The following is an 11,816-nucleotide window of genomic DNA, read 5'->3' on the forward strand; positions in this document are numbered from 1 at the left end:
ATCGACCGTATCGGCGGCGCCGAACGCGCGCCGTCCTGGTGGCGCCGGCTGTACGAGACGCTGGCCGGGGTCGACCCGGACCGGCTCTCGGGGCTGCCCGTGCCGCTCGCGTCGGGGCGTACCGCCGTCGGCCCCCGGCAGGTCCTGCTGCCGCTGGCCGACACCCCCGCCGACCTGGCCCGCCTCGGCCTGAAGGTCGCCCACCCGGACGCCGCGCATCCCCTCCTGGAGAAGCTGGGCGCCCTGCCCGCCACCCCGCGAGCTGTTCTGACGACCCCTCAGGTGCGGGCTGCGGTCGCCGCCTCGATGGACGCCGGGGAGATCTGGTACGACGACGAGGACCAGGGCGCACTGGGCGCCGACGACCTCGCCGATGTGGTGCTGGCGCTCGTACGGGAGGCGGAGCTTGAGCCGGGTGACGAGCCGTGGCTCGCGGCGCTGGCCCTCCCCGACGAGGACGGCGAGACCGTGCCGGCCGGTGAACTCGTGCTGCCCGGCAGCCCGTTCGCCGAGATCATGCACGAAGGCGAACTGGCCTTCTGCGACGCCGGACTGGCCGAACGCTGGGGCGAGCAGCCGCTGACCGCCTGCGGGGTGCTCGCCACCTTCGCCCTGGTCCGCACCACGGACGTCGTCCTCGACCCCGATGAACTCGAACCGCGAGAAGGCGATTTCGCCGAGCCGGACGACGCCGGGCTGCTCGACGCGGTGGATGTCTGGTGCGAGGACGTGCTGGACCAGCTGGAGCAGGGCCCGGTGCCACCGGTCGCGACGGAGATCGTCGCCGTACGGGATCTGGAACTGGTCGACGACGACGCGTGGCCGCAGGCTCTCGCGCTGCTCTCGCGCCCGCCGCTGCGGGACGCCCTGACCCAGCCGGTGCGGGTGCTGCTGCCGGACGGTACGACCGAATCCGTACGCTCGTACACCGCCTGGTGGCTGCGCGGCCACCCGGTGCTCGGCGGCCGGCGCCCGGCCGGGCTGCGCGCCGCGGGCGGTGACCCGCTGCTGGCCGGTCTCTACGACGAGGCGGACGCCACCGGCTTTGAAGACGAGCAGGTGCTGCGTGCCCTGGGCGTGCGGACTTCCGTGGCCGCCCTGCTGGACGAGCCGGGCGGCGCCGCCGAGCTGCTGACCCGGCTGGCCGACCCGGACCGCGCGGTGTCGGCGCGCCAACTGCACGCGCTGTACGGCGAGTTGGCCAGGCTCGACCCGGAACAGGTGACGCTGCCCGACGAGTTGCGGGCCGTGGTGGACGGCGAGGTACGGGTGGTGGACGCGGCCGACGCGCTGGTCGCCGACGCCCCGGACCTGCTCCCGCTCACATCCGGGGCCGCGCTGCTCCCGGTGGCCCCCGACCGGGCGGCCGAGCTGGCCGAACTGCTCCAGGTCGGGCGGCTGAGCGAGAGCGTGGAGGCCGAGGTGACGACGGCGGGGGACGAGCACCAGGTCCCGGACGCGGTCCGCGCGCTGCTCGGGCCTGACACTCCGCGTACGTACATCGAGCATGAGGAGCTGCTCGCGAACGGCGTCGAACTGGACTGGCACCGCACCCGTGACGGGGTGCTGCACGCGGCCACCCTGGAGGGGGTGGCGGCGGGGCTCGCCTGGGCGGCGGGGCAGTGGCCGCGCCGCTTCGAGGTGGCGGCACTGATCGAGGACCCGTCGCGCACGGAGGAACTGGAGCGGGACCGCTGGTTCGACTGAGCGGCCGATGAGTTCTGGTCCTTCCGGCGGTCTGCACTCTCGGGGCCGCCGCCTTGCGCGGCCCGGCCCGGTTCCGAGCCATGAGGGAGCGCGATGATCGACCTGGAACCGGCCTGCCGCCGGATGACCGATGTCCTGGCCGGAGTCACCGACGACCGGCTCACTCACGCCACGCCCTGCGCCGACTACACGGTCGGTGACCTCATCAACCACATCGACGAGGTGGCATGTGGCTTTGCCGCACTCGCCCGCAAGGAGCACGCAGACGCTGACAACGGCGCCGATGCCGGGCCGGCGCCCCTCGGCCGTGGCTGGTGCGAGCCCGTCACCGCGCACGTGCTGGCACTCGGCGCGTCCTGGGCGGACCCGGCGGCCTGGCAGGGCAGCACCGAGGCGGCCGGCGTGGAGCTGCCCAACGAACGGTGGGGCAGGGTCGCGCTGACCGAGATGGTCGTGCACGGCTGGGACCTGGCCGTCGCCACCGGCCGGCCCTTCGGTCTTCCCGCTGCGACGCTCCAGGCGTGCCTGGACCATGTGGCCGACTTCGTCCCCCGCGCACCCGTCCCGGCCCTGTGGGGGCCCGCGGCCGACATCCCCGACGACGCACCGCTCCTCGACCGGATCATCGCCATCACCGGCCGCAGCCCACAGACTCCCTTCCTTGGGGCCGAGGGGAGTCCACCGGTTTAGGGGCCGAACCCCTCACCCAGGGCATCCGGTCACCGAAAGGTTTCTCAATCTTCACATCGTGCACAACCTTTCGCCCGCGTCGCCCGTCTCGTCTGTGAAGCCACCAGGCTTCACCGACCACATGGGCCACGCGGACGGACGAAACCTCCGCGGGTCCCCTTCTCCACATGGGGAACAAAACATGCGTATACGTGCCACCGTGGCCGCCGTCACCGGCGCCCTGGCTCTCTCCGCTCTCGTCGTTCCGGCCGCCGCCCAGGCGGACGGGGCTCATGGTGCGGGTGCCGTGGGCGCTGCCCGCTCCGTGTTCAGGACCGCGCCCTTCGGTGCGAAGGCCCTCTCCCGGGCCGCAGTTGACACCCGTATGACCAGCGTGACCGTGAACGGCGGCAAGGACATCGTCCTCGGCACCACGGTCGCGAAGACCATCACGGCGAGCGTCACGGCCACCGACAGCTCCGGTATCCAGGACGCTGTCGTCTTCCTCTGGCACGGCAGCAACATCGACACCGACGTCGACGGCTACCTGGGCCCGCAGGTGGACGAGAACACCACCCAGGTCTCCAAGTGCACCAAGGTGAACGCCACCACGTCCACCTGCAAGGTCTCCTTCAAGGTGAACCCGCGCTCGCAGAACGACCTGTACAAGAACAGCCTCGCCGGCACGTGGAAGGTCTACGCCGCCGCTCTCGCCAAGGACGGCGGCTCGGTCGACAGCGCGGCGTTCAAGTCCCAGCACGTGCAGCGCGCTTCGACTCAGACGGTCAACGCGGCCCCCGAGCCGGTGAAGAAGGGCAAGACCATCACGGTCACCGGCAGGCTGGCCCGCGCCAACTGGGAGACGTACAAGTACCAGGGCTATGTCGGCCAGCCGGTCAGGCTGCAGTTCCGCAAGAAGAACAGCAACACCTACACCACCCTCAAGACGGTGAAGACGAACAGCACCGGAAACCTGAAGACGACCGTCAAGGCGGTCGAGGACGGCTACTGGCGCTACAACTTCGCCGGGACGACCACGACTCCGGCGGCCATCGCCACCGGTGACTTCGTCGACGTGAAGTAGCACCGCCCGCCGGCCCGCCCGCAGCGGCAGCATCCAGCGCTGCGGGCGTGCCCGCCGGTTCACCCCGGGTAGCGGCGGTCCACCCACCGCCAGACCAGCTCGATGCCCCCCGAAGCGACCGCCGCGATCGCCACGCCCAGCCACGGCATGGGCGCCCCCACCAGCTTCAGCGCGAAGAAGTGCTGGAGCGCGGGGACCACCATCACCAGCAGGAACGCCCCGGCCATCGCCAGCACCAGGCAGACCCGCCACCAGGTGTACGGGCGGGCGATGATCGCCAGGACCCACATCGAGACCAGGAACAGGGTCAGGGTCGCGACGCTCGTCTCGGCGTCCAGGGACCCGGCCCCCACGTAGTAGTGCCGGGCGATCATGTACGCCACGAAGGTGGCGACCGCTGCGATGGTGCCGCACGGGATGGAGTACCGCAGCACCCGCCGTACGAAGTGCGGTTTCGCGCGCTCCTTGTTCGGGGCCAGGGCCAGGAAGAACGCCGGGATGCCGATCGTCAGCGTGGAGAGCATGGTCAAGTGCCGCGGCAGGAACGGGTACTCGATCTGGAAGCAGGACACCAGGATCGCGAGCAGCACCGAGTAGACCGTCTTGACCAGGAAGAGTGTCGCGACCCGGGTGACGTTCCCGATGACGCGGCGGCCCTCGGCGACGACCGAGGGCAGCGTCGCGAAGCTGTTGTTGAGCAGCACGATCTGGGCGACGGCCCGGGTCGCCTCCGAGCCCGATCCCATGCTCACGCCGATGTCGGCGTCCTTGAGGGCCAGTACGTCGTTGACGCCGTCCCCGGTCATCGCGACGGTGTGACCGCGCGACTGGAGCGCCGCGACCATGTCGCGCTTCTGCTGCGGCGAGACCCGGCCGAAGACCGAGTGGGAGTCCAGGGATGCGGCCATTGCCTCCCGGTCGGCGGGCAGCTGCCGGGCGTCGACGGTGTCGGTGGCGCCGTCCAGCCCCAGCTTCGCGGCCACCGCTCCGACCGACACCGCGTTGTCACCGGAGATCACTTTGGCGGCGACGTTCTGGTCGGCGAAGTACGCCAGGGTGTCCGCCGCCTCGGGCCGCAACCGCTGTTCGAGCACCACCAGTGCGGTGGGGTGCGCCCCGGCCGTCACGGGGTCGTGATCCGTACCCGCACCCGTACCTTCGCCCGTTCCCGCACCCCTGTCCGGGCCGTCGCCGTCACCTTCGTCGGTGTCCCCGGGGCCGCCATCCGCGTCGTCGATGCTGCCCGCCGCCCGTGCCAGGAGCAGCACCCGCAGCCCCTCCTCGTTGAGCCGGCCGACCTCCCGCAGCGCCGGGTCCCCCTCCGGCAGCAGCACATCGGGTGCCCCGAGCAGCCAGGCCGACGTCTCGCCGTCCGCCTCGCCGAAGGCGGCCCCGCTGTACTTGCGGGCCGACGAGAAGGGCAGCGCGCGGGTGCAGCGCCAGCCCGAGGTGTCCGGGTAGGCGTCGACGACCGCCTGGAGGCTGGCGTTGGGCCGCGGGTCGGACGCGCCGAACGCGCCGAGCACCTGCCGTACGTACGTCTCGTCCGCCCCGCCCAGCAGCCGGTGCCCGGTGACGTTCATCCCGCCCTCGGTCAGCGTCCCTGTCTTGTCCAGGCAGACCACGTCGACCCGGGCGAGCCCCTCGATGGCGGGGAGTTCCTGCACCAGGCACTGCTTGCGGCCGAGCCGGATGACGCCGATGGCGAAGGCGATCGAGGTGAGCAGGACGAGCCCCTCGGGGATCATCGGCGTGATCCCGCCGACGGTCCTGGCGATGGAGTCCTTGAGGTCGTGCCGCTCGTGCACCAGCTGGCTGATGATGAGCCCGGCGGCGGTCGGGACCATCATCCAGGTCACGTACTTGAGGATGGTGGAGATACCGCTGCGCAGCTCGGAGTGGACGAGCGTGAAGCGGGACGCCTCGTCGGCGAGCTGCGCCGCGTACGCCTCCCGGCCGACCCGGGTGGCGGTGAAGGCCCCACCGCCCGCGACGACGAAACTGCCCGACATCATCGGGTCGCCCGGCTTCTTGTGCACCGGGTCGGCCTCACCGGTGAGCAGCGACTCGTCGATCTCCAGGCCCTCGGCCTCGACGGTCTCGCCGTCCACGACGACCTTGTCGCCCGGGCCCAGTTCGATGAGGTCGCCGAGGACCAGATCGGAGGTGGAGACCTCGTCCGCGGTCCCGTCGCGCCGTACGGTCGGCTTGGCCTCGCCGATCACGGCCAGTCCGTCGAGGGTCTTCTTGGCGCGGTGCTCCTGGATGATGCCGATGCCGGTGTTGGCGATGATCACGTAGCCGAAGAGGCTGTCCTGGACCGGCGCGACGAACAGCATGATCAGCCAGAGCACACCGATGATCGCGTTGAACCGGGTGAAGACGTTGGCCCGGACGATGTCGGCGGTGGAGCGGCTGGACCGTACGGGGACGTCGTTGACCTCGCCGTTGGCGACTCGTTCGGCTACTTCGGCGGTCGTCAGCCCGGTCGCCCGGGCGGGGCGCGGCAGCTCGACGGGGTGGACGGGGTCGAGTTCGGCCCCCGCGTCGATATACGGCCCTTGCGTCATGGATCCGACGTTAAGGCCAGAACCGCACGTTTACCCGGTGAGATACCGGAAGATCAGCCCTCGGGAGGAGAGGGGACAGGACGGTGCTCGTCCTGAGGCCGTAGGGACCCGGAGGCCGGACCCTGGGGGTCTCCTCAGGTGCCGCTGTCCGGTCCCGTGTCCGTCTGCTCCGTGTTCGCCCCGGCCGCGTCCGTTTGCTCCGCGTCCGTCTGCTCCGTGTCCGCCTGGGCCGCCGCGCGCTTGAGTGCCGCGTCGCGTCCCCGTACGTACCAGACGCCGACGAGCCCGAGTGCGCCGCCGGCCGCGCAGGTCCAGAGCCACCACAGGTGTCCGTGGTCGTCGAACCAGCCGTAGAAGGGCAGCTGCACCACGAAGAGGACGAACCAGATGATCGTGCCGCCGGTGATGGTGGCGACGACGGGCCCCTCCAGGGGCTCGGGTGCCTCATGTACGGGTGTCCACTTCGCCATGGCCGACAGTCTATGCGGGGGAACAGTGGCGGGTGCCGGGCCAGGTGGCCCAAGGCTCTACGCGCGGAGATAGCGATCTTCGACTTATGTATTCATACTGAAACGGCTTTCGATTGGCTCGTTCCTTTCGTTTAAACGTCCAAATATGGCCGTTTCTCATCACATGACATTTGAGGTCGCGCGCATGTCACCCTCGGCCACCGCTCCGGTCGACGCTGTTCCACCATCGCCATCCGGCGGGCCGCAGAATGCCTTTGACCGCTATTTCAAGATCACCGAGCGCGGTTCGAGCGTCGCCCGGGAGATCCGCGGCGGCTTCGCGACCTTCTTCGCGATGGCCTACATCATCGTGCTGAACCCGATCATCCTCGGCAGCGCGCACGACATGAACGGCCACCAGCTCAACGGCGGCCAGCTGGTCACCGCCACCGTGCTGACCGCCGCCTTCTCCACGCTGCTCATGGGCGTCATCGGCAATGTGCCGATCGCGCTGGCGGCCGGACTCGGTGTGAACACCGTCGTCGCCCTCCAGCTCGCGCCCCGGATGACCTGGCCGGACGCGATGGGCATGGTCGTCCTGGCGGGCATCGTCGTGATGCTGCTCGTCGCCACGGGGCTGCGGGAACGCGTGATGAACGCCGTGCCGCTCAGCCTGCGCAAGGGCATCGCGATCGGAATCGGCTTCTTCATCCTGCTGATCGGCCTGGTCGACTCGGGCTTCGTCTCCCGTGTCCCGGACGCCGCGCACACCACGGTCCCGCTCCAGCTCGGCTCGGACGGTCATCTGCACGGCTGGCCGGTGCTGATCTTCGTGGTCGGTGTGCTGCTGACGCTGGCGCTGCTCGTCCGCAAGGTCTCCGGCGCGATCCTGATCTCCATCGTCGCGATGACGATCGCCGCGGTGATCGTCGACGCCGTCGCCACGGTCCCCGACTGGGGTCTGACCACTCCGAAGTGGCCCGGTAACCCGGTGGCGTCGCCGGACTTCGGCCTGGTCGGTCAGGTCAGCCTGTTCGGCGGCTTCCACAAGGTCGGCGTGCTGACCGGCATCCTGTTCGTCTTCACCGTGCTGCTCTCGTCGTTCTTCGACGCCATGGGCACCATCCTCGGTGTCGGCGACGAGGCGAAGCTGACGCGGCCGGACGGCACCTTCCCCGGCATCAACCGGGTGCTGTTCGTGGACGGCGTCGCGGTCGCGGCGGGCGGTGCGACCTCGTCGTCCGCCAACACCTGCTTCGTGGAGTCCACCGCGGGGGTCGGCGAGGGCGCACGTACCGGGCTCGCGAGCATCGTGACGGGGCTGCTCTTCACGGTGGCGCTGTTCCTCACGCCGGTGGCGACCATGGTGCCCTCGCAGGCGGCCACCCCGGCCCTTCTCGCGGTCGGCTTCCTGATCCTGGCCGGCTCGGTCAAGGACATCGACTGGTCCGACTTCACCATCGCGATCCCGGCGTTCCTGGCGATGGTGATGATGCCGTTCACCTACTCGATCACCAACGGCATCGGGATCGGCTTCATCTCCTTCACCGTCCTGCGGATCGCCATCGGGCGCTGGCGCGAGGTGCCGGCCGCGATGTACATCGTGTCGGCGGTCTTCGTCTTCTACTACGCGATGCCGGCGCTCGGCCTCACCTGATGCCCGCGGCCGCCGCGCGTCAGGGCGGCTACGTACGCCCGTAGAACTTCTCCGTCTCGTCGACGGCGGACTTGAACCGCTCGTCGAAGTCGTCGCGAATGAGCGTCCGGACCACATAGTCCTGGACGCTCATTCCGCGTTTGGCGGCGTGGTTCCGGAGACGGTGGAGCAGTTCCCCGTCTATGCGCAGGCTGAGCACAGTCGATGCCATACCCGCCAGGGTCGGCTGCCCGACGGCCGCCGCGCGTCACTTTCGCGCCCCATCTCACTCGTACGGGTGATGTCGCTCACCGGACGGCATACTCGGTTGGTCTTTAGCATAGGTAATGAGTTACGCTAACGAACATGCCTGACCTTTCACCCGCCGACAAGGCTGCCGCCGTCGACTCACTGCGCTCCACCGTGATGCGCCTGAGCCGCCGGCTCAAGCACCAGCGCGTCGACGAGTCCCTGAGCCCGACCGAGATGTCGGTCCTGGGCACCCTGCACCGCTGCGGCTCCGCCACCCCGGGTGAGCTGGCCCGCAAGGAGCATGTGCAGCCGCCGTCGATGACCCGCATCGTGGCGCTTCTGGAGGCGAAGGGCCTGGTCAGGCTGGAACCGCACCCCGACGACCGCAGACAGAAGGTCGTCAGGCAGACGGAGGAGGCGCAGGCGATGCTCGTGGAGAGCCGCCGCCGCCGCAATGTCTGGCTGGCCGAGCTGGCGGAAGGGCTGAACGAGGACGACTGGGAGAAGCTGCGCGCTGCTGCCCCCGTCCTGGAGAAACTCGCCCAGCTCTGACCCCTGTACGCGGTCGCCCCGGTGACCTTGTCTACGCCCAGGAGGCGACCACTGTTGAGTACGGGACCCGGAGCAGACTCCGCCCCCGCACCGCAAGAAACTGCTACCCGGACCTCGATGTTCAGCTCGTTGAAGGTCCGTAACTACCGGCTGTTCGCCAGCGGGGCCGTCGTATCCAATACGGGCACCTGGATGGCGCGTATCACCCAGGACTGGCTGGTCCTGAGCATCACGGGATCGTCCGCGGCCGTCGGTATCACGACGGCCATGCAGTTCCTGCCGATGCTGCTCTTCGGTCTGTACGGCGGAGTCATCGCCGACCGCTTCTCGAAGCGGAAGCTCCTCTTCTGTACCCAGGGCGCGATGAGCATCGGCGGCCTCTTCCTCGCCGCGATGACCCTCACGGGCAACGTCCAGGTGTGGCACGTCTATGTGACCGCCTTCTTCACCGGCCTGGTCACCGTCATCGACAACCCGACCCGGCAGTCCTTCGTCTCCGAGATGGTCGGCCCGGACCAGGTCCGCAACGCCGTCAGCCTCAACTCGGCGAACTTCCAGTCCGCCCGGCTCATCGGCCCCGCCGTCGCGAGTGGACTCACCGCGGCCGTCGGCCCCGGCTGGGCGTTCCTCGCCAACGGCCTCTCCTTCCTCGCCCCGCTCACCGGACTGCTGCTGATGCGCAGCAGCGAGCTGCACCACACGCAGCGCACCCCGCGCGGCAAGGGGCAGCTCCGCCAGGGCCTGGACTACGTCTCCAAGCACCCCGATCTGATCTGGCCGATCGTCCTGGTCGGCTTCGTGGGCACCTTCGGCTTCAACTTCCCCATCTGGCTCTCCGCGTTCGCCGACGACACGTTCCACGGCGGCGTCGGGATGTACGGGCTCTTCAACACCCTGATGGCCATCGGCTCGCTGGTCGGAGCCCTGCTGGCGGCCCGGCGCGGCACGTCCCGGCTGCGCATCCTGGTCGGAGCCGCGATCGCCTTCGGTGCTCTCCAGGTGATCACCGCCTGGTCCCCGTCGATCTGGATGTTCGTCCCGCTGATCACGGTGATCGGCATCCTCGGCCTGACGGTCAACGTCACCGCCAACTCCTCGGTGCAGATGGGCACCGAACCGGAGATGCGGGGCCGGGTGATGAGCCTGTTCATGATGGTCTTCACCGGCGGTACACCGCTGGGCGGCCCGCTCTTCGGCTGGCTGACCGACTCGTACGGCGTCCGCGTGAGCTTCACGCTGGGCGGCCTGATCTGCACACTGGCGGCGATGGGCGTCGGCCTGATGCTGGCCCGCGCGGCCAACCTCCGCCTGGAGGTCGACCTCAGGCGCGGCCGCAGACACGTGGGCTTCGTCCCGCGCGAACAGCTCGCCACGGCGGCGTGAGCGCGGGCTGCGCGGCAGGGTACGGGCCGCGCGGCACGGGCGGTTTCACCGGCGGGCCGGGGCAGAAAGCCCCGGCCCGCCGGTGTTGTGCTGCCGGTCCCAGCCGCTCAGTCGCTCAGGCTCGGCCGCTCGGCCGCTCGGGCCGCTCAGGCTCAGTCGCTCAGTCGCGGGGGAAGTCGGCGGTCTCCAGGGTGAGGCCGACGGCTGTTCCGGTCAGGTCGACGGTGTAGCCGAAGTCGAGCGTGACCGTGCCGTGGTACTCGTCGTCCTTCGGCAGGGTGTGCAGCTGCCACCTGCCGGTGTACGGGTCGACGATGACGTACACGGGAACACCGGCGGTGGCGTAGGCGGCCTTCTTGGGCCCGTAGTCGTTGGCGGCGGTGTTCTTGGAGATCACCTCGGCGACGAACTCGATGTCCTGGTAGCGCCAGTGCCCCTTCTCGTCCTTGACGGCACCCTCCACGAGGGCCACGACGTCCGAGGCGAAGCCGTTCAGCAGCCCGGGAAAGTCGATACGCACATCGGACTTCACCCGCTGACGGGGGTAGACGGTGCGCAGCTGATCGTAGATATCCGCGATGATGTCCCAGTGCGTGTCGCGCTGCGGTGACATGAAAATGTTCCCCCCGACAATCTCGACCTTGAATCCCTCGGGGGTCGGCTCAAGCCACTCGAACATCGAGTCCAGAGTGCGCCCGTCGCTGGTGTCGGCCATCTCGATCCTGTCGTCGACGACGGTCATGGTGGCGCTCCTCCCCACTGCCGCAGGGTGCGGGCAGTCGCGCGGTACAACGATACGCACGGTGACCGGGATGCGCCGGAAACGGGCCAGGGGTGCGGCCGTTCCCAGTCGCTCAGTCGCGGGGGAATTCGGCGGTCTCCAGGGTGAGGCCGACGGCTGTTCCGGTCAGGTCGACGGGGTAGCCGAAGTCGAGCGTGACCGTGCCGTGGTACTCGTCGTCCTTCGGGTACGTGAAGACATGGCAGACCCCGGAGTACGGGTCCGCGATCAGATACACGGGGACCTCGGCGGCGGCGTACGCGGCCTTCTTCGGCCCGTAGTCGTTGGCGGCCGTGCCCTCCGAGATCACTTCGGCGATCAGCTCGACGTCCTGGTAGCGCCAGCGCCCCCGCGCGTCCTTCGTCGCGTCGGCCCGCAACTTCGCCACGTCGGGGGCGAAGCCGTTCAGATGGCCGGGGAAGTCGATCCGGACGTCGGAGGTGACCTTGACGTCCATCCCGTACGCGTCCTCCAGCGCCCGCACGATCCTGCGGATGATCTGCCAGTGCGCGTCCCGTTGCGGCGACATGTGGATGGTTCCCCCGACAATCTCTACGTGGTAGCCCTCGGGGACGGACTCCACCTGCTCGAAGAGCAGGTCCAGACTGTCGGCCATCTCGATCCTGTCGTCGACGACGGTCATGGTGGCGCTCCTCCCCACTGCCGCAGGGTGCGGGCAGTCGCGCGGTACAACGATACGCACGGTGACCGGGATGCGCCGGAAACGGGCCAG

10 protein-coding genes and 1 pseudogene are annotated in these 11,816 nt (G+C 69.5%); 6 read left to right on the forward strand and 5 right to left on the reverse strand.

The features are described from left to right. The 3 genes and pseudogenes from G3I19_RS29120 to G3I19_RS29130 all read left to right on the forward strand — a co-directional run. Positions 1 to 1,707: pseudogene (locus G3I19_RS29120) on the forward strand (molecular chaperone Hsp90); the annotation flags it as partial. Positions 1,708 to 1,800: 93 nt separating this feature from the next. After that, positions 1,801 to 2,397 (forward strand): TIGR03086 family metal-binding protein, encoded by a 597-nt coding sequence (locus G3I19_RS29125; protein ID WP_164266710.1) that lies wholly within the window; start codon positions 1,801 to 1,803, stop codon positions 2,395 to 2,397. A gap of 181 nt (positions 2,398 to 2,578) precedes the next feature. Further along, positions 2,579 to 3,460, forward strand: a complete 882-nt coding sequence (locus tag G3I19_RS29130; RefSeq protein ID WP_164266711.1) for a DUF5707 domain-containing protein — start codon at positions 2,579 to 2,581, stop codon at positions 3,458 to 3,460. A gap of 59 nt (positions 3,461 to 3,519) precedes the next feature. Here the strand turns inward: G3I19_RS29130 and G3I19_RS29135 are convergent, their stop codons facing one another. Together G3I19_RS29135 and G3I19_RS29140 are read right to left on the reverse strand one after the other, a co-directional pair. Then, positions 3,520 to 6,030: an HAD-IC family P-type ATPase gene (locus tag G3I19_RS29135; RefSeq protein ID WP_164266712.1), complete on the reverse strand. Its 2,511-nt coding sequence runs from the start codon at positions 6,028 to 6,030 to the stop codon at positions 3,520 to 3,522. A gap of 134 nt (positions 6,031 to 6,164) precedes the next feature. Continuing rightward, complete coding sequence (locus G3I19_RS29140) at positions 6,165 to 6,500, reverse strand: DUF2530 domain-containing protein (protein ID WP_164266713.1); 336 nt, start codon at positions 6,498 to 6,500, stop codon at positions 6,165 to 6,167. A gap of 184 nt (positions 6,501 to 6,684) precedes the next feature. Here G3I19_RS29140 and G3I19_RS29145 point away from each other — a divergent pair, with 184 nt between their 5' ends. Then, positions 6,685 to 8,136 (forward strand): NCS2 family permease, encoded by a 1,452-nt coding sequence (locus G3I19_RS29145; protein WP_164266714.1) that lies wholly within the window; start codon positions 6,685 to 6,687, stop codon positions 8,134 to 8,136. A 28-nt stretch (positions 8,137 to 8,164) separates the two neighbouring features. Here G3I19_RS29145 and G3I19_RS29150 read toward each other — a convergent pair whose 3' ends face one another. Then, complete coding sequence (locus G3I19_RS29150) at positions 8,165 to 8,347, reverse strand: ribbon-helix-helix protein, CopG family (protein ID WP_164266715.1); 183 nt, start codon at positions 8,345 to 8,347, stop codon at positions 8,165 to 8,167. A 134-nt stretch (positions 8,348 to 8,481) separates the two neighbouring features. On the opposite strand from G3I19_RS29150, the gene G3I19_RS29155 reads away from it, so the two are divergent. Together G3I19_RS29155 and G3I19_RS29160 are read left to right on the forward strand one after the other, a co-directional pair. Further along, a complete protein-coding gene (locus G3I19_RS29155; RefSeq protein ID WP_164266716.1) occupies positions 8,482 to 8,919 on the forward strand; it encodes a MarR family transcriptional regulator in 438 nt (145 codons plus the stop codon). Between the two features lie 54 nt (positions 8,920 to 8,973). Then, positions 8,974 to 10,302 (forward strand): MFS transporter, encoded by a 1,329-nt coding sequence (locus G3I19_RS29160; protein ID WP_164266717.1) that lies wholly within the window; start codon positions 8,974 to 8,976, stop codon positions 10,300 to 10,302. A 160-nt stretch (positions 10,303 to 10,462) separates the two neighbouring features. On the opposite strand, the gene G3I19_RS29165 is transcribed toward G3I19_RS29160, so the two are convergent. Both G3I19_RS29165 and G3I19_RS29170 read right to left on the reverse strand, forming a co-directional pair. Beyond that, complete coding sequence (locus tag G3I19_RS29165; RefSeq protein WP_164266718.1) at positions 10,463 to 11,044, reverse strand: Uma2 family endonuclease; 582 nt, start codon at positions 11,042 to 11,044, stop codon at positions 10,463 to 10,465. Between the two features lie 112 nt (positions 11,045 to 11,156). Next, positions 11,157 to 11,726 carry a Uma2 family endonuclease gene (locus G3I19_RS29170; protein ID WP_164266719.1) on the reverse strand — a complete coding sequence of 190 codons (570 nt, stop codon included), beginning with the start codon at positions 11,724 to 11,726 and terminating at the stop codon, positions 11,157 to 11,159. Positions 11,727 to 11,816 lie beyond the last annotated feature (90 nt).

Source organism: Streptomyces sp. SID10853 (genome assembly GCF_010548145.1).
In the GTDB taxonomy this organism is placed as follows: Bacteria; Actinomycetota; Actinomycetes; order Streptomycetales; family Streptomycetaceae; genus Streptomyces.

Excerpts from the sequence above, each read along its gene's own strand:
- G3I19_RS29125 (WP_164266710.1), top strand. The coding sequence starts at position 1,801 with ATGATCGACCTGGAACCGGCCTGCCGCCGGATGACCGATGTCCTGGCC.
- G3I19_RS29130 (WP_164266711.1), top strand. The coding sequence starts at position 2,579 with ATGCGTATACGTGCCACCGTGGCCGCCGTCACCGGCGCCCTGGCTCTC.
- G3I19_RS29135 (WP_164266712.1), bottom strand. The coding sequence starts at position 6,030 with ATGACGCAAGGGCCGTATATCGACGCGGGGGCCGAACTCGACCCCGTC.
- G3I19_RS29140 (WP_164266713.1), bottom strand. The coding sequence starts at position 6,500 with ATGGCGAAGTGGACACCCGTACATGAGGCACCCGAGCCCCTGGAGGGG.
- G3I19_RS29145 (WP_164266714.1), top strand. The coding sequence starts at position 6,685 with ATGTCACCCTCGGCCACCGCTCCGGTCGACGCTGTTCCACCATCGCCA.
- G3I19_RS29150 (WP_164266715.1), bottom strand. The coding sequence starts at position 8,347 with ATGGCATCGACTGTGCTCAGCCTGCGCATAGACGGGGAACTGCTCCAC.
- G3I19_RS29155 (WP_164266716.1), top strand. The coding sequence starts at position 8,482 with ATGCCTGACCTTTCACCCGCCGACAAGGCTGCCGCCGTCGACTCACTG.
- G3I19_RS29165 (WP_164266718.1), bottom strand. The coding sequence starts at position 11,044 with ATGACCGTCGTCGACGACAGGATCGAGATGGCCGACACCAGCGACGGG.
- G3I19_RS29170 (WP_164266719.1), bottom strand. The coding sequence starts at position 11,726 with ATGACCGTCGTCGACGACAGGATCGAGATGGCCGACAGTCTGGACCTG.